7 protein-coding genes and 2 pseudogenes are annotated in these 18,579 nt (G+C 67.4%); all 9 read right to left on the reverse strand.

Annotated features, from left to right (window positions below):
* Positions 1-623: 623 nt before the first annotated feature.
* A complete protein-coding gene (locus HS104_21970) occupies positions 624-866 on the reverse strand; it encodes a hypothetical protein (GenBank protein ID MBE7482635.1) in 243 nt (80 codons plus the stop codon).
* On the reverse strand, positions 853-1,212 hold the full coding sequence (locus tag HS104_21975; protein MBE7482636.1) for a hypothetical protein: 360 nt from the start codon (positions 1,210-1,212) through the stop codon (positions 853-855). The genes HS104_21970 and HS104_21975 overlap by 14 nt, the downstream gene beginning before the upstream one ends.
* Entirely contained in the window at positions 1,182-2,351 is a 1,170-nt protein-coding gene (locus HS104_21980; GenBank protein MBE7482637.1) for an RHS domain-containing protein, read from the reverse strand. The genes HS104_21975 and HS104_21980 overlap by 31 nt, the downstream gene beginning before the upstream one ends.
* Positions 2,348-3,058, reverse strand: coding sequence for a hypothetical protein (locus tag HS104_21985; protein MBE7482638.1), 711 nt, complete (start codon positions 3,056-3,058; stop codon positions 2,348-2,350). Before HS104_21985 ends, HS104_21980 begins: the two co-directional genes overlap by 4 nt.
* Positions 3,058-4,728, reverse strand: coding sequence for a hypothetical protein (locus tag HS104_21990; GenBank protein MBE7482639.1), 1,671 nt, complete (start codon positions 4,726-4,728; stop codon positions 3,058-3,060). Before HS104_21990 ends, HS104_21985 begins: the two co-directional genes overlap by 1 nt.
* 517 nt (positions 4,729-5,245) lie before the next feature.
* A complete protein-coding gene (locus tag HS104_21995; protein MBE7482640.1) occupies positions 5,246-13,654 on the reverse strand; it encodes a carboxypeptidase regulatory-like domain-containing protein in 8,409 nt (2,802 codons plus the stop codon).
* A 543-nt stretch (positions 13,655-14,197) separates the two neighbouring features.
* Complete coding sequence (locus HS104_22000) at positions 14,198-14,548, reverse strand: DUF559 domain-containing protein (GenBank protein ID MBE7482641.1); 351 nt, start codon at positions 14,546-14,548, stop codon at positions 14,198-14,200.
* 149 nt (positions 14,549-14,697) lie between these two features.
* Positions 14,698-16,021: pseudogene (gene ltrA / locus HS104_22005) on the reverse strand (group II intron reverse transcriptase/maturase).
* Between the two features lie 1,110 nt (positions 16,022-17,131).
* Positions 17,132-18,394, reverse strand: a pseudogene (ltrA, locus tag HS104_22010) (group II intron reverse transcriptase/maturase).
* Between the last annotated feature and the right edge of the window lie 185 nt (positions 18,395-18,579).

Here is an 18,579-nt window from a genome sequence, read left to right on the forward strand (position 1 = left end):
CGACCGAAACGTCGTCACCGAACTCCACCCGAGCCCTGGCAACCTCGAGAACGTACCGGCCCCTCCCGGCCACGGCGATGCTCGGCGAAGCGGGAACAAGCTCGACCAACGCGTGCGCCGTCGCTGCCGCCTTCGACTTTCGCCGTCGCGGCTGAGCGCTCGCTCCCCGCCGTTCGAGATTCACCCGCCACGCGTTCAGAGACCGCCCGTCGATGTCGTGCGCCCGCGCCCACTCCCCGGCGCTCAGGCCCTTCCGCTTCGCCGCGAGCAGGCACCGCCGCGCCTCCGCCTCGTCCTCGATCTTCCGTCCATTTGCCACTGATGACCTCCGCGTCGAAGCCGAGCCTGGCGGCCACGTCCGCGGAAATCATCCCGGTGTCGCTGATGGGTCACGGATCTGGTGAGGGGCCCTGGCGCAGCGCAAGCTGTGCCAGGGCCTACTCGACAGCCCGTGCTCGCGCCGGTGTCGTGGAGAGGAAGCAACGGCAAGCGTCGGTGCAAGACCGCTGAGGTCGGAAGCTCCACGGCCGGCGCTGCGCGCGGCCGGAGGGGGCGCGTCCTTCTGAGACTGGATGCGTGTCCGGGGACCCGACGCCGAACAAGACGTTGTGCTGTCGCCCGTTTCACTGCTCATCGGGATCGCCCCGCCCGGCTCCTTGCGGGACATCGGTCTCGTCCTCGACTTCGACCTCGACGAAGCATGTTGGCGGGAACAGCCCATGGATGTCGAGCAGCCGCTTCGAAATCTCCACACAGTCCTGGCAGATGACGCCACCATGGTCGGTGGCAAATAGCAGTCCTGTTCCGTCGCGGGTCGCGCCGCAGAACTGGCACGCGGCACGCGAACTCGGGTCAAGTTCGTTCATTGCGGCACCGGTCGGGCGCCCACGGCCCGTCGATGAGCAGTACTACGCGGCTGGCGCCGGGTAGACCGTACGCGCAGATCCTTGCCGCGCCACGGAGATGAAACGTGTGTGTGCGAGGTAACACTCCGCCAATGCGCCAGACGTGAGCTTCGCTGGCAGGCACGCGGGCTTCGGAGATCGGCAGTCCTCTTGGTGCGCCATGTCGCTTTGCGCTGTGCCAGAATGTGGCCACGCAGAATGAGCAGATCGTGGTGCCGGTCGGCGCCCAGATCAACTCGTATGCGTCATGTCGCCGATTGCAGAAGGAACACGGCGTCACCACGGATTCTTGATTGACTGAGGGCATGGGGTCTTTGCGTCGAAAAAAACGATCTCGGCCACCTGTTTTGGGCATGCGTATTGGCACATCTTCCAATATCCACCAGGAAACATCTTGTAGTAGCTGCCAATGTTTGGACACTGGTTGTTGTCATTTGCCGGTGGTCCCTCGCACCAGCCTGGCGGAGCACCACCGCCCCCGCCGCCCGGCGGGTCGCCGGCACTCGGCCCGCTGGGCGAAGGCCACCCGCAGTTGCCAAACGTCAGGCAGCTCAGGGCAGCGAAGTACTCGCGGAGGAAGCACGTTCCAAAAGACGCTCCGCTAGCGAGGCACTGCATGAATCCCACATAACCGGCACCCGATGGATCAGCGCGATTTGCCGGGTCGGCAAAGGCGTACGCGTACAAGTCGGAATCACCGGCGTCGAAACGAATCGGGTCTTTTGCCATCCACCTCCCCACCGCCGGGTCATAGTCGCGAGCCCCAAATCGCGTCAGCCCCGTCTCCGAATCGAGCATCCCTCCCGCGAAGCCAAACGGCAGGAAATCCGCCATTCCCGCGATCAGCGTGCGATTGCCCCAAGCGTCGAAGTCCGCACGCCAAGCTACGGCCCCCGTCGCGACATCGACAACCGCCCTCGGCGAACCGAGGTGGTCGCTCAGCACCCGGTACGTCACGCCACCGCGCACCACGTACTCCGGCACGTTGCTCTTCGCGCCGTAGACGAATCTCGCGACGAGCGCGCCGCTCCCATCGAGCTCCGCGACTGGGTTGAGCTGGTTCCGGAAGAGCCAGGCCCGCTCGAGCACACCGTTCTTCTTCTTGCCGACGCGGCGGTCTTGGCCGTCGACCAAGTACTGTCCTCCTGCCTCCCCCGGTCGTTGCTCGCGGCGCTTCGCGCCGCTGCGCGCCGCCTGCCCCCTCCAAGCCCGTGCTCGCGCCGGCGTCGTGGAGAGGAAGCTGCGGCGAGCGGCGATCCAAGACCGGAGATGTCGGAAGCTCCACGGCCGGCGCTGCGCGCGGGCGGAGGGGGCGTGTCGACCCGAGACTGAGGAGCGACCATGAGGCTGGCACACCTTCACGCGAGCGTCGGCGGTGAAGCGCTCAGAGTTGCAGCGTCCTGCGGTCATCGGCTGTTCCGAGCAGGCAGACCGGGGCCCCATCATCTTCGCCTGGCGCGGAGTTCGTAGCGGACCTCGGCGATCATTCCCGGAGCGAGTTCCACGCAGCCTTCCGCGGGGTAACGAAAGCCGAAGCACGACGCCGGCTCCGCTGGGTCGGCGCGCACTGCAATCCCAGGCGTGCGAGCAAGCTCAACCGTCATCGCGCCATCATCGACCTGCCACTCCAGCCGGAGATCGTTGCTCCCAATTCCAGCGGCCGTGCTGCCCACGGCTAAGCTTGTGGCGAGCGTGACGCAGACCCGACTCTTCCCGTCGTTCTGAACCCGATGCAAGACCTGAACCGACCCGCCAACCACAGAGAACTCGCAATCGGCCACCACCTCGGGCAAGGGTCTCGCCCGGTACGCGACTCCCGCCATGGTTGTCTCCTCGATGTGGCGTAGGTGCCAGCGAGAGAGCGGCAGAGGCTCTCCCGGAGCTGTGGCGGACACAGCGAGCAACATCCGACCGAAGCCCCCATCGACTTCCCACCCACCCGGCACGGCTCGCTCGCTACTCACGATGAGGTCGTGCCCGGCCGCCGAAACACTCCCCAGGACGGCGTGCGGTGGGAAGATGCACTCCGCGACAAGAGCAGCGGACGAATCGGAAAGACGGAACGCAAGTTGCGACGGCCGATGGTTCGAGAGGTCCACCACCACCGGAGCCTCTGGTTGGAACTCGGCCGGGAGTCGAACCGCGTAGCGCATCACGGCCCTCCGGTTGTTCCTCCACCGCCTCCTGATGGCCCGGTACCACTCGCGCCCTCGGATCCGCTCGTGGGTCCCGGACCGCAGATGTTGGGCGGATCGTCCGGGGGCTCGGTGTCGTGGCAAATCTTCACACAGACAGCGTATTTCGCGACGCAGTAGTAGAAGTTACCAGTACTGAGATAGCACCCCAGCGCCTCGAGATTGCATCCACCAATGCACTCGCTTCGTCCCAGGCCGGTTCGGTCTTGATCGTTTACGGGGTCGTTCATCGCGTATGCGTAGAAGTTCACCGTCGCAGACTCGAACCCGATCGGATCCTTGCTCACCCACCTCCCGACCACGGGGTCGTAATCCCTCGCACCAAACCGAGTGAGCCCCGTCTCCGGGTCCAGCATCCCTCCCGCGAAGCCAAACGGCAGGAAATCCGCCGTCCCGACGAGCAGCGTACGGTTTCCCCAAGCATCGAAGTCCGCGCGCCAGGCTGCGGTCCCGCTTGCCACCTCGACCACCGCCCGCGGCGATCCGAGGTGATCCGACAACACGCGATACGTCACGCCCCCGCGCACCACGTACTCCGGCACGTTGCTCTTCGAGCCGTAGACAAACCTCGCGACGAGCGCGCCGCTCCCATCGAGCTCCGCCACTGGGTTGAGCTGGTTCCGGTAGAGCCACGCTCGCTCGAGCACGCCGTTCTTCTTCTTGCCCACCCGGCGGTCCTGGCCGTCGACCAGGTACTGGATCACGTCGCCGCTCGGCAGGTCCACCTGCACGAGGTTCCCGCGCACGTCATACGTGTACGTCGTCGTGCCACTCGCATCAGTCTTGGTGCGCAGCTCCCCGTTCGCCGTGTACGTGTAGGTCGTGCTGCCGTAGCTCAGCAGTCGGTCCTGCGCGTCGTACACCCCCGCCGTGGTTCCAGTCGGCGTGGTCAGCAGCGTGCGGTTCCCATTCGGGTCGTAGTCGTAGTGCTCGAAGAGCGCGCCGTCCTTCTGCACGTCCACCAGGCGCCCGCGCAGGTCATAGGTGTAGCGCCACGTGACCGCCGCCCCGCCGTTGGTCTCGACGCGCTGCAGGATGCGTCCGAGCGCGTCTCGGGGGTTGGTCGCTGTGTCCACCACCTCGCTGAACACCGTGCTCGCCCCCACCTTGCCGGTGTAGCTCGCGAGCTCCCCGAAGGCGTTGTAGGTCAGCGTGTCGGTGACGACTCCGTGCGTGCTCCCCGTGACCAGCCCATTGCCCGCACTCAGCGTGATCTTCAGCGCATCCGTGCCTGCGGGAGAGCAGGTGCTCGGCGACGCGCAGATCAGGATGTCGTCGTTGTCGTAGCCGAAGGCCACCGGCGAGCTCGTCGCGCCCACCGTGACCGTTTCGCTGGTGACCCGGAAGCTCGCGTCGTGGCCGAAGCTCACGCTGCCGGCGACCGGGCCCGACCAGGTGAGGCTCTTCATGAGCAGGCCGTCGTAGGAATGATCCAGGACGACGCCGCTCGGGTCGGTGATGCGTTGCAGGCGCCCGGGCGCGCAGCCGGGGCAGGGCGTCAGGCCGAAGTAGTCGTAGTCGACGTTGCCGGCGGGCGTCGCCAGCAGGTCGAGCTTGCCCGCCGCGTCGTAGGTCCTCCCCACGAGCAGCCCGTCCGGTCGCGTCGTCTGCGTGAGCTGCCGGTCCACTCTTCCTGCCTCCCCCGGTCGTTGCTCGCGGCGCTGCGCGCCGCTGCGCGCCGCCTGCCCCCTCCAAGCCCGTGCTCGCGCCGGTGTCGTGGAGAGGAAGCTGCGGCGAGCGGCGATGCAAGACCGGAGATGTCGGAAGCTCCACGGCCGGCGCTGCGCGCGGGCGGAGGGGGCGTGTTGTGCCGAGCCCGCAGGCGCGCGCGCGGAGCCGAAGCCGGAAGCGGCGGAGCCGAGCGCAAGAAACAGCGCTGTTTCTCTGCGAAAAGATCGGCGAGTCACCACAGCGTTCATTTGGGCCGGCTCGACCTCACAACTCGTGCCGAGCGAGCCCCGACGAAGCCGAACCAGATGGCGGCAACGAGCAAGACGATCCGGGCTACTTCAGATTCCCATCCTGCGCCGGGAAGCGCCTTGACGGCGTACAGTGAGCTGCCGCCAGCAACTCCACACCAAATCGTCTTTACGAACGCCACGATCGGCGGCTCGCCTTGGTTGCCTTGGCTCCACATGTGCGCTTTCACCCCTTCGGATCACCTTCGGGACCGCACGTGCACGTCTCCGGGTACTTGAAGCACTTCTCGCCCGGCGCGAAACCCTCTTCATCGCATGGCGGTTGCAGCCAACCGCCGCACGGCCACTTCCCAGGCTCACCAACCTTCGGCTCGGAACAAACTGTCAGTCCCATCAATATGCAGATTGGCAGGCACACGTGGTGCCCAGCCTTGCATCCATATTCGCAAACGATCTCCCAAACGATGTCGCAGACGAGATTCCGCCCCTTGGGGTCACGGCGATTGACCGGATCGGCAGCCGCGTAGAGGTAGAAGTTGATCTCGGTATTGCGGAACCCGGCCGGGTCCTTTGCAGTCCACCTCCCCACCACCGGGTCATAGTCCCGGGCCCCAAACCTGGTCAGGCCCGTCTCCGGATCGAACATCCCTCCCGCGAAGCCAAACGGCAGGAAATCTGCGGTTCCCGCGGTCAGGGTCCGGTTGCCCCAAGCATCGAAGTCCGCGCGCCACGCCACCGCCCCAGTCACCACGTCGACGAGCGCCCTCGGCGAGCCAAGGTGATCCGAGAGCACCCGGTACGTCACGCCACCGCGGACCATGTACTCGGGCACGTTGCTCTTCGAGCCGTAGACAAACCTCGCGACGAGCGCCCCGCTCCCATCGAGCTCCGCGACCGGGTTGAGCTGGTTGCGGTAGAGCCAGGCCCGCTCGAGGACGCCGTTCTTGTTCTTGCCCACGCGGCGGTCCTGGCCGTCCACCAGGTACTGGATCACGTCGCCGCTCGGCAGGTCCACCTGCACCAGGTTTCCGCGCACGTCGTAGGTGTACGTCGTCGTGCCGGTGGAGTCCGTCTTCGTCCGCAGCTCCCCGTTCGCGGTGTACGTGTACGTCGTGCTGCCGTAGCTCAGCAGTCGGTCCTGCGCGTCGTACACCCCCGCGGTCGTCCCCGCCGGCGTGGTCAACAGCGTCCGGTTCCCATTCGGGTCGTAGTCGTAGTGCTCGAAGAGCGCGCCGTCCTTTTGCACGTCCACCAGGCGCCCGCGCAGGTCATAGGTATAGCGCCACGTGACCGCCGCCCCGCCGTTGGTCTCGACCCGCTGCACGATGCGTCCGAGCGCGTCTCGGGGGTTGGCGGCCGTATCCACCACCTCGCTGAACACCGTGCTCGCCCCCACCTTGCCGGTGGTGCTCGCGAGCTCCCCGAACGCGTTGTACGTCAACGTGTCGGTCACCAGGCCGTGGGTGCTCCCCGTGACGAGACCATTGCCCGCATTCAGCGTGATCTTCAGCGCGTCCGTGCCCGCGGGGGAGCAGGTGCTCGGCGAGGCGCAGATCAGGATGTCGTCGTTGTCGTAGCCGAAAGCGACCGGCGACGTCGTTGCGCCCACAGTGACCGTCTCGCTGGTGATCCGGAAGCTCGCGTCGTGGCCGAATGCGACGCTGCCGGCGACTGCGCCGGACCAGGTCAGGCTCTTCAACAGAAGCCCGTCGTATGAATGGTCCAACACTACACCGCTCGGATCGGTGATGCGTTGCAGGCGGCCAGGTGCGCAGCCCGGGCAGGGCGTCAGCCCGAAGTAGTCGTAGTCCACGTTGCCGGCGGGCGTCGCCAGCAGGTCGAGCTTGCCTGCCGCGTCGTAGGTCCTCCCCACGAGCAACCCATCCGGTCGCGTCGTCTGCGTGAGCTGCCGGTCCACGTTGTACGCGAACAGTGTACTCGGCGCGGGCACTCCCGGCACGACCGGCGGCGTGTATGCCGAGAGCAGGTCCACCGGGGTGAAGCTCTGGCCGTGGGCGGGCTGGCCGGGGGGCGTCACGCTCGTCAGGTTTCCGTTGCCGTCCCAGGCAAAGGAGGTCAGGGCGCCGTCGGGATCCAGCTGTTGCAGGATGCGACCCGTCGCGTCGGGGGAGAAGCTGGTGGTCTGGGCCAGGGCGTTGGTGACCCACTGCACGTAGCCGTTCCGAGCGTCGCTGGTGTTGAAGTAAGTCGTGCTGCGCGTGCGGGGACCTTGGGTCACGGTCGCGAGGCGCCCTCGCGAATCGTAGCCGAACACGACGGGAGTGATGCCGGTTACTTCGCGGCGGGTGACGCGCATCTGGGAGTCGTGGAAGGTCTTCGTCACCCTGCTGGCAGGGCTCGTGACCGTGGTCGTCAGCGTGGGCTTGTCGAAGACGGTTCGAGTAATGCGTCCGTTGACGTTGACTTGATCAGTCTGTTGGGTGAACGCGAAAGGATCGCTCGGGGTCGCGCCGGTCAACGTGCGGGTCAGAGTCTCGGTGCGCGTGAGGCCGCTCGGAGTGCGCGTCGTGCGCGTCACCACGGGCGCGTTGAGGCCGAAGCGCGGGTCGGGGGCTTCCGTCATCGTGTATTGCGTGCCGTCCGGCGTGGTGACGGCCTCGGTGCCGTTCAACGGCAGGAGCTGCGTCGCAACGGTGCCGTCCGGGAAGGTGTTGGTGCGAAGCTCGCCCCCCGTCGAGACGGGCTCGACCGCGTAGGTCGTCGTGCGACCCATGGCCGTCGTCTTCGCGGCGCTGTAGCCGGCGAAGGTACCGCTGCGCGTGAACTCAACCACGCCTGAAGCGGCGTTGGCGTCGGTGTGTACGCGGCCGAGCACGTCGTAGCTCATCGAGCTCATGTTGCCGCGCGCGTCGGTGAACGAGGTCATCAGACCGTCGCTGGTGTAGGTCGCGCTGACGGACTCGGAGAGGGGGTTGACCACCGCTGCCAGGTAGCCGTTGGCATCGACTTGCAGCGCCGTCGGGTGGCCGTAGGGCCCCACGATGAGCGTGGGATTTCCGCTGGAATCGTGCCCGATGGTCGTCGTGTTGCCGTCGCCGTCGGTCACCGAGGCCAGTCGCCCCGCCGAGTCGTAGCCGAAGCTTGCGCGCGTGGCGCCCGTCCGGGCGTCGCGCGTCGCCAGATGCCGGCCGCTCGGGTCGAACACGAACACCTCCTGCCCGTCTTCGGTCGCGACGGCGTGACCGCCTCCGGTCAGGCCCGGCAACGGCGGCACGATGCGCCACACCGCCGGCGCGGGAGGCCCGTTGTTCGAGATGACCAGCGTCCCATTCGGGGCGGCGGCGATGTCCGACGCACTCACCAGGGCCCGGCGTGCCGGGACTCCAGCACCAAACGAGACCGTTCCCTGGCCCGCCAGTGTACGCAGGATGCCCTGAGGTGTGATCGCGCGAACGGCTCCGCCCTCGGCGAACAACACCGTGCCGTCATCGAGCGGCAGCACCGCTTGCGGCTGAATTCGCGCATCCACAGCCAGCATTCCATCGTCACCCAGGCACGACGCGAAGCCACAGCCTGAGCCGCCGCGGTTGTGGATGATGCCGGCGTTGTCTACGTAGCGCACCTGCCCCGCGCCTCGGTCGGCGATATAGAGATCACCGGTGTTGCTGAACGCGAGGTCGAACGGCGTCATGCGCGTCTGGGTCGCACGAACCTCGTTGACCGCGTTGACGCCGCAACAGGGAGTGCCGTTCCCTGCGACCGTCCGGATGGTGCCGGAGGCGTCCACGCGACGAACCCTTCCGTTTCCCGCGTCGGCGATGTATACTAACCCGTCCGGTCCGACCGCGACACCCCAGGGGTCGCTAAGGCGCGCGGAGGTGGCGGGACCGTCGTCCCCCGTGAACCCTGCGACGCCAGTGCCAGCGAGCGTGGAGATGATGCCGTTCGGGGCAATCTTACGGACGATGTGGTTGTGCTGCTCGGCCACGTACAGCGTCCCGTCGCGCGCCAGCGCGAGCCGTTGGGGTTGGCTCATCCTCGCGCTCGTCGCGGGTCCGCCGTCGCCGGAGTAGCCCGCCTGGTTCAAGGTACCCGCGTAGACGCTCGACGTACCGCTCGGCGAGATGCGCCAGATCACGTCCCAGCTGATGTCCGAGGAATAGACCGTGCCGTCCGGCGCGACCGCGATCCCCGCCGCGATTCCCGTGGTCGTCAGCATGGGTTCGACGACCGAGGGCAGATCCGCCGTGCTGCGGCGCTTGCCGTCGCCCAAGAACAACACGCCGCCGACCGGGTCGTACGTGTGATGGGCACTCAAGGTCCAGCCGCCGAGCCCGAGCGGTTTGGGGTCGAACGGTCCAAGCGGACCGCCGAACATCCGACGCGAGCTGATCTCGGCACGAGCGGCGTTGAAGTCGAGCGTAACGCCGGTCCCGAAGTCGCCGAACTCGGAGCCCTCCTCGTAGGTCACGTCGAAGACCCAGTCGAGCGTGACAACGGCGGGCTGCCGGCCCTGAAGCAAGCGTCCGAATGCGTCGCGACCGTCCCAGACGTACTGGAAGGACTGGTTGGGAGCCGGTGGGAAGCTCTGCCGAGTGGTCTGTCCCGCGACCGTGACCTCGACGTCGATGCGCTTCAGATCGCTGGGGACCGTGGCTTCGGACAGGAGCACGTTGAGCGCTCGAGAGTTTCGGCGCCCGTGGGTCCGGTCGCTCGAGTACACGAGCTCGAACGGGGTTCCCGCGATGGGCACCGACTCCTTCAGGATCTGACTCTGGCACTCCAGCGTAGAGTTGTTGGGCGACCCGCACGGATCGTCGGGATCCGGACTGGGCCCCGGCGTCGGCCCCCAGCCGCCCTCATTACCCGTTCCGGCGCTGCCGGAGGTCCCTCCTTGGCCGCCGGCTCCGCCGGAGCCGCCATCGCCTCCGCTCCCGGCGGCACCGCCGCTTCCGGCAGCACCGGCAGCACCCGCCGCGCCACCAGCGCCCGCAGCGCCCGCAGCGCCCGCAGCGCCCGCCGCACCACCAGCGCCCGCTGCGCCCGCTTCTCCTCCGGAACCTGCGGCGCCGCCGCTCCCCCCGCTTCCGCCGGAGCCGCCGCTTCCGCCGGTGCCTCCCGTTCCGGCAGTGCCGCCCTGACCGCCGCCGCCCGGCCACTTCGGTTGGGGCGGTGGTGGCGAAGAGGGCTTCTTTCCCGGGAAGTTACAGTCCACCGGGGTCAGGTGGGTCAGCGCCACGCGCCAAAGCCCCGTACCGGCAGCGTAGAGTTGCCCGAGCTTCGCGAGCTCCGCCGCGGTGATTCCGTGCGCGCTCAGCTCCGCCGCGGTGTCTGCGACGCCGTCCCCGTTGGCGTCCACCGTGGCGCTGCCGCCGGACACCGAGAGCACCTTCAAGACGACGCCGCTCGGCTCTGCGACCCACTGGCCGCGCGCTCGATCGTAGGTCCCGACCGGCACGACCTTGCCGGCCTGGAGCCCGAGGAAGTTCTCCACGTAGAAGATCACCGGCTGATCGAAGGCAACGCTGGCGGAGCCCGTTGCGATCGCTTCGTCCGCCGAGAGCTCGACGGCGTACGTGTATTGGCTGGTCGGAGGCAACGGCGCCGGCATCGCCTTGGGACCGTTCGGGCCCACGGTGTATTCCGTTGCCCGAATGTTGAGCTCGGTCACCGATGTGCTCGTACCGTCGGCCGCAATCAACGCCGCAGACGTCCCAGCTCGGAACATGACGGTGGCTTGCCGCGAGCCGTTCCCGTCGATGACCACACTGCCGCGCGCGACCTGGACATCCTCCGCTGAGGACAGATCGACTTCCGTCGCCACGGGGTCCAGTTGCGCCATCACCAGATCCGGTACTCGCGCGCTCTCTCCCCAACTCACCTGAATTGGCCGGTGTGCCGGAAGGAAGCCCGCCTTCTGGAAGTCGAGCAGCAACTCGCCGCCGCCGTTGACCACCAAGTCGAAGACGCCGCTCGACTGCGTCGTCGTCTGGCCGAGCTCTGGCCGGCCCTGCACCCGCACGGTGACTCCCGGTAGCGGGAACCCGGCTTGGTCATGCACCTGGCCGCGCAGGCTGGCAGCGCGAGCCGCCTCGATGGTTCCCGGGGCCACACCCGTCTGCACCGGGTTCGAACCGGTGTAGAGCCACTCCATCGAGGCGATCACTGTCGTCGCCACCGTTCGATCCACCGGCGCGCAGGTCTTGTAGGTCGGCCCGAGCACGGGGTCGCAGGAATCAATCGTGCAAGCGTCCCCGTCATCTACCGGCAGGGGCATTCCACCGACGCAAACACCGCCCGAGTCGCAGAGCGCGCCGAATGTGCAGGCGTCCACGTTGCACGCCGTGCCCGCGGGCGCTGGCGGATGGCTCACGAGCCCGGTCTGGGGATCGCAGACATCTTGAGTGCACGGGTTCCCGTCGCTGGGCGGGACCGGGGTGCCGGGCTGGCACGCCCCGGCGGCGTCACACGTCTCATCTCCGTTGCACAGGTCGCCATCGCCGCAGGCCGTGCCCGCCGCGACCGGAGTGTGGGTCACGCCGACCTGCGGATCGCAGGCGTCCGCCGTGCACGGGTTGCCGTCGCTGAGGTTCGGCGGGACTCCGGCCTGGCAGCTCCCTGTGCCATCGCAGGCCTCGGCTCCGTCGCACACGTTGGCGTCTGCGCACGAGGTTCCCGCGGGGACTGGGGTGTGCGTGACGCCCAGCAGCGGATCGCAAGCGTCCGCGGTGCACACGTTCCCGTCATCGATCGCGAGCGGCGTTCCGGTCTGGCAAGAACCGGCGGCATCGCATGTCTCGTCGCCGTTGCACACGGTCGCGTCCGCGCAGCTCGTGCCGGCCGCCACCGGCGTGTGCGTGACGCCCAGCTCCGGGTCGCAAGCGTCGGCGGTGCAGGGGTTCCCGTCCTCGGCGTTCGGGGGGGAACCCGCCACGCAGCTCCCCGTGCCGTCGCAGACTTCGTCGCCGTTGCACACCGTGGCGTCGGCGCAGCTCGTGCCCGCTGCGACCGGAGAATGGGTCACTCCGGCTTGTGGGTCGCAGGCGTCCGTGGTGCACGGGTTGTCGTCGTCGATCGCGACGGGATTGCCACCCGCGCAGCTTCCTGCCGCGCACGCATCGCCTGCGGTGCAGGCGTCGCCGTCGTCGCAGCTCGTGCCATCGGCCTTGGACGGGTTGGAGCAGGTCCCGGTGCTCGGGTTGCACGTGCCCGCGTCGTGACATTGATCGCTCGCGGTGCAGACGACCGGGCTGCCACCGGTGCAGGCGCCGGCCTGGCAGGTGTCGGACTGCGTGCAGGCGTCCCCGTCGTTGCAGGTGGCGCCGTCGGGCTTGGCCGGGTTCGAGCAAACGCCCGTACCCGGATCGCAGGTCCCTGCGGTGTGGCACTGGTCGCTCGCGGTGCAGACCACGGGGTTCGAGCCCGAGCAGCTCCCGGACTGACAGGTGTCGGTCTGGGTGCAGGCGTTCCCGTCGTTGCACGCGCTGCCGTTGGGCTTGGCGGGGTTCGAGCAGGTGCCGGTGCTCGGGTTGCACGTGCCGGCGTCGTGGCACTGGTCGGAGGCGGTGCAGACTACCGCGTTTCCGCCCGTGCAGATGCCGGCCTGACAGGTGTCGGTTTGCGTGCAGGCGTTGCCGTCGTCGCAAGCCGCGCCGGTGAGCGGGGCGTGGCTGACTCCGGTTTCCGGATCGCACGAGTCCGCGGTGCAGGCGTTGCCGTCGTCGAGGTTCGGCGGCGTGCCGGACTGGCAGGTGCCGCTCGCGTTGCAGGTCTCGTCGCCGTTGCAGGCGTTGCCGTCTCCGCACGACGTGCCTGCGGCCACCGGCGTGCGTGTGACTCCGGCCGAGGGACTGCAAGCGTCGGCGGTGCAGGGGTTGCCGTCGTCGATTGTCGGGGGCGTGCCCGGCTGGCAGGTGCCCGCCCCGTCACAGCTCTCCGCGCCGTCGCAGGCGTTGCCGTTCGAGCAACTCGTGCCCGCGGGCAGGGGATCGTGGTGCACCGTGCCGGTCCCCTCGTCGCAGGAGTCCGCCGTGCAGGGGTTTCCGTCGTCCACCGGGCCCGGGCAGGCGCCCGTCGCGTCCTTCGTCAGCGAGACCCCTTCGCCGACCAGGACGTCCCTGGCGACGAAGGTGCCGGTAGCGGTCGTTCCGGCCTTTAGCCAGAGGGTTCCGTTGGGGGCGTGCACGCGGGCTTGCACCGTGTTGTCGAAGCCGATGACCGCCGCCTTGGGCGTGGCACCAAGGTTGCCCGAGCTGCCGTTGATGCCCTCGACGAAGAGCTCCACATCAGAGGGGCTGAGGCCCGAACCGGCTGCGGGACCAATGAACGACTTCTCGCCGGGCTCGAGGCGGTTCTTGATCCGGATCTCACACGCGGTCGTGCACTCTACGCGACTCTTTTCGCCGACGTTGAGTCCGTCGAGGTTGTAGACTCCACCGCTCAGTGTGAGCACGGTGGGATCCGCGACGCTCCCCATCTGGAGCGTGACCTGGCCGTAGTCGCCGGCCGCGAGCGATCGGTCCTCGTGCTGCGCGAGCGTCACCGCCGTCGTGCCGGCCGAGAAAGTCGGAAACGTGGGGACCGTGATCGGGAGCGGCAGCGCGAGCGGCGTGATCGTGCTCCCGTTGACGCTGCCGTTGTTGACGAGCGAGTTCTGCCTCACGTCGCCGTTCACCGTGCCGCCGAGGGCGGATCTCGCTAGAAACTGGACGGCGCAGCGTTTGATCGCGTTTGAAAACCTCGCACCTTCGTCTACTCGGCCACGCTCGCAGCAATGACGTTCCGCGATGCCCGTGCGAAGCTCGGCAACGACGAAACCTGTCGCTGCCATCGCGCGGACGACGCGAGAGCGGGCCACTCCACGCCGCGTCGCGATGTTCGAGCACCTGGCCGATATGCCAGTTGCACGAGTGGAGAATCCGTGGGCCACCACGAACCTCTGAGCGTTTCACGACGACGCGCGCGTTTGATCGCGTTTGAAAACCTCGCACCTGCGCGCACACGCTGGTTGGCGAATCTCGCCAGAACTAGACCGCGCAGCGGTTGATCGCGTTTGAAAACCTCGCACCTTCGTCTACTCGGCCACGCCCGCAGCAATGACGTTCCGCGATGCGCGTGCGAAGCTCGGCAACGACGAAACCTGTCGCTACTTTGGCTGGCCGCCGCCAGCTGACGGCGGCACGGCCGACGGCGGGTAGCCGGAGCGGGCAGTGCGCGCTCACCCGAGCGCCTCGCGCACCCGCAGCAGCGCCGCCTCCGGCTGCCGAAGCACGAGCTCGGCCTCGAGCCGGAGCACCCGCCAGCCGAGACGCGCGAGCTTGCGGTCCCGGCGCGCATCGGCCGCAGCCCGCCCCGCGTGGCTGCCTCCATCGACTTCGATGATCAGCCTTGCGGCGGGCACCGCGAAGTCCGCGACGAATCCCCCGATGACCACCTGGCGCCTGACCGCGACACCGAGCTTCGCGCCGCGGAGCAACCGTGACAACGCCTGCTCGCTCCAGGTGGGAGCACCGCGCATGGCATGGGCCCGAGCCTCGAGGAGCTGACGGCGGGTGTGGTTTCGATGCATGAGGTCCTCCTGTCCCGGCGGCGCGTCCGGGCTTTGCCCGATCACGGCGCCGGGTGGCCCTGGAGGATTGCTCCTCCAGGGCTCCCACGGATCCGGACGTGCAGATTTCCTGCATCCGGCTCGTCAGGCCACGGGTTCACTGCGCTTGATCAGATCGCATGCGAGATGACCGGCCGAGGAAGCGGGTACGCTTCCAACAGCACGTTCATCGCCTGCATTCCGCCGCTGGTGTCGGAACGACGCGACAACCACTTGCACCACAGCACCCGGACCCAGTACCGGAACGAGTCCAGCGCCAAGTAGTTCCCGGTGACACCGTAGTACGCGTAGTGGCCGCTGACCTTCTTCACCAGCGCTCGATGCTGTCTGCGAATCGGCTCGTGCCGGTTCTGGCGCAACCAGAGCGAGATGCCCTTGAGCGCCCGGCTGAGGCGGGATGTCTCGGTTTTCCTCAGTACAACCCAGAAGCCCTTCCGTGACCGACACCAGAAGTGCGTGAAGCCGAGCAGGTTGAAGGTCCCCGGCCGCCGATGGTCGGGTCCACGAGGGACTCGACGCCGAGGCGGCCTGCGGAACGGAACCAGCCGGGTCTTCTCTGGGTGGAGGCGTAGGTTGTACTTGCCAAATCGCTTTGGCAGTACGTCCAGAACGCGACGAGCGTCCTCTTCCCGCTCGAAGACGATGACGAAGTCATCCGCGTATCGGATCAAAACCGCACGGCCTTTCAGCCGTGGCTTGACCTGACACTCGAACCATTCGTCGAGCACCTCGTGCAGGTAGACGTTCGCCAGGAGTGGCGAGATCACTCCACCTTGCGGCGTGCCGGAGTCCGGGCGGTAGACATGCCCGTCCTCCATCACACCAGCATTCAGCCACTTGCCGATGAGTCGCAAAAGCACCCCATCGCGCACCCTCCGCTCGAGGATTTCTCGGAGCTTGGTGCGGTCCACGGAATCGAAAAAGCTCTCGATGTCCGCTTCGAGCACCCAGCCCCAGCCATCGACATCAGGCTCTCACGCAGCATGTACAGTGCGTCGTGTGCGCCGCGCCCCGGCCGAAACCCGAACGAGCAGTCCAAGAAGTCCTGCTCGTACACAGCTTCGAGCACCATCATCACTGCCCGTTGAAGGACCTTGTCCTCGAAGGTGGGGATGCCGATCGGGCGAGTCTTCGACCCACCCGGTTTCGGGATGTGCACACGCCGCACGGGGGCGCGCGATAGGCGTCGCCGGACTTCGCGCGGTCGAGCAGCGAGCGGAGGTTACCCTCCAAATTCGCCGCATATTCTTCCGCAGTCCGTCCATCGACGCCCGAGGCGCCATCCTTGCGAGTGCGCCGATGCGCTTCGCGTAGCCAATCGATGTCGATGAAATGCGCGAGCGTGTTCAGTCCCACGCCGCGCATCTCCCTCGCGCGTTTCGCTATCCGTTCGATTTTCGTTGAGACTGATTCCGGATTCGGTGTCCCGGTCATTCTTTCCTCCAAACGGTTCCGTGACCCGGCTGCTCCTTCCTCCGCGGGGTCGTTCGGGCGACTGTCCCCGCTTCTTCGGTACTATGTGCGACTCCGACTCCCCACCGGCCGTCCCGCTTCGCTTCGGTTGTCCCTTGGCTCGACGGTACCGGTGGCGCTGACGCGCAGCGCCCCGGAGACGATGGGGTCTCTTGGGTTCCTGGGGGACCCTCGGACGCATGCCGCGCTCTTGGACTCCGGTCGAATCTCCGCGCCTAGCCCTGAGGACGAACTGTGGTGCGGGGAGTTGCTGTTGCCGGCGGCTCTCGCCTTCGTGCCGGTGCCTCAGTCCTCACCATCGTTCGCGGTCTCGCCGCCTCGCGGCGCATCGATGTTGCCGGCGATGTCTTGCACCACGCCAGCTTCGACAACGTTCACTCTCTCGAAGCTCGATCACGCGGCCCACGCCCTCGCTGTCTACGCTTCGCAGCCTTCCTTCCCGCTCTCGCGGTCGTAGGGCCACGCAAGACTCGCTTCCGGGTGGTGGCCAACCTTTGCCGTGCGGGACTCGAACCCGCAGGGTCCCAAATGAAGTTTCAGCTGTGTCTACATGGCATCCTCCTCATCCAAGCTTTCCCAACGCAAGCAAGGGGCGTGACGGGCGCCGAGGACACCTCGCTGGCGCGTAGCGCGCCAAGCCCGGCTGCTCGACTCACGATTCCAAGGCGCCTGGCGCGACCCTTGCGCCACAAGGGCAGAGCCCGGACGCGCTGCCGGGCAGGACCGAGCGGGCATCGAAACTCGCCCGTCGTCAGCGCCGCGTCGTGCGAAGACTCTTGCCACGAGCGGGTGGTGCTTGCCCGCGCTTCACTGCTGCGGCGACGCACCGGTCCCGGAAGGACGCGCCCCCTCCATCGGCGCGCAGCGCCGGCCCCAGACTGCTCTCACCTAACCGTGTCGCATCAACGTGAGTTGTTGCTTCCTTCCCGGAAAGCCGGCGTGAGCACCGATAAGGAGGGGGCAGGCGGCGCGCAGCCGCGCGAAGCGCGGCGGTCGGGTGGGCCCCGGCAGTTACCTGCCGGGGCCTCCCACAGATCCGGACGTGCGGATTTCCCGCATCCGGCTCCTCGGTCACGGATTCGCTACGAGACGTGCGCGCACGACCGACGGCTTCGGGAGCGGGTAGCGCTCCAGAAGCCTGTTCATCGCCGCCCAGTCCAAATACGCCTTGTCGGAGCGGCGCGACAGCCACCGCCGCCACAGGCAGGTCACGTGCCAGCAGAAGCACCAGAGACGGCCAAAGTTCCCTGTACGGCCGTAGTAGCCGTAGTGTCCAGCGAGCTTCGCCGCCAGCACACGTTGCTGCTCGCGGATGGGCTCGTGCCGGTGTAGCCGACACCACTGGGTGATTGCACCCAGCGCCCTGCGATGGCGGTCCTTCGCTGTTCGCATCCTCACCACCCACTTGCCAGCGAGGCTCTTGCCCCAGTGGAAGGTGAAGCCGAGGAAGCTGAAGGTCCCGGGCCCGCTGGGTCCCCGGCCGTCGCCGCGCGAACCAGGTCGGATGCGATCGGGCCGCTTGAACGGCACCAGGCGCGTCTTGTCCGGGTGGAGCGCGAGCCCGTACTTCCCAAACCTTTTTGAAGCACGTCGAGCACGCGCCGCGCGTCGTCCTCGTATTCGAACAGCATCGCGGCATCGTCCGCGTATCGAACGAGGTGTGCCCGCCCTCGAAGTCGGGGTCGGACCTCTCGCTCAAACCACGTCGAGCACTTCGTGCAGGTAGATGTTCGCCAAAATCGGCGAAATCACCCCGCCTTGTGGCGTGCCGGCATCGGGTAGCTCAGCTCTCCGTCCTCCAGCACGCCCGCGTTCAGCCACTTTCCGATGAGACGCAGAATGACTCCGTCTCGCACCCTGCGGCGCAGCACTTCCCGCAGACGTTCGTGGTCGAGAGTGTCGAAATACTTTCGTATGTCGAGCTCCACGACCCAACCGCCAGCCATCTTCACCGCCGGTGTCCAAAGCTCTTCGAGCGCCTGGCGCGCGGCGCGCCAGGACGGAACCCGAATGAGCAGTTCAGGAAGTCCTGCTCGTAGATCGCTTCGAGCACCATCGCGACGGCGCGTTGCAAAACCTTGTCCTCGAAAGTCGGGATCCCCAGCGGACGCGCTTCTTCCCGTCCCCTTCGGGATGTGCACGCGCGCACTGGCGGCGCGCGGTACGCTCCGGACTTCGCGCGGTCGAGCAGCGATCGGAGGTTTCCTCCAGGTTTTCCGCATACTCTTTCGCGCTCTGCCCATCGACGCCCACGGCCCCATCCTTGCGAGTCCGTCGGTATGCCTCGCGCAGCCACTCCAGGTCGATGTGATGCGCCAGCGTCGTGAATGCCATGTCGGGCGCTTGCTGCGCCTGCTTTGCTATCCGCTCGAGTTTCGTTGAGATGGTGGTCAAGCTCGGTGTCTCGGTCATCTTGCCCTCGCTCGGTTCCGTGAAACGCTTTCCCGACACCGCCCTTCGCTCCGCCGGGTCGCTTGGGCGGCTTCCCCGGCTTCGTCGCTACTATGGCGGTGCTCCGA

Source organism: Polyangiaceae bacterium (assembly GCA_015075635.1).
Lineage (GTDB): Bacteria > Myxococcota_A > Polyangia > Polyangiales > Polyangiaceae > JADJKB01.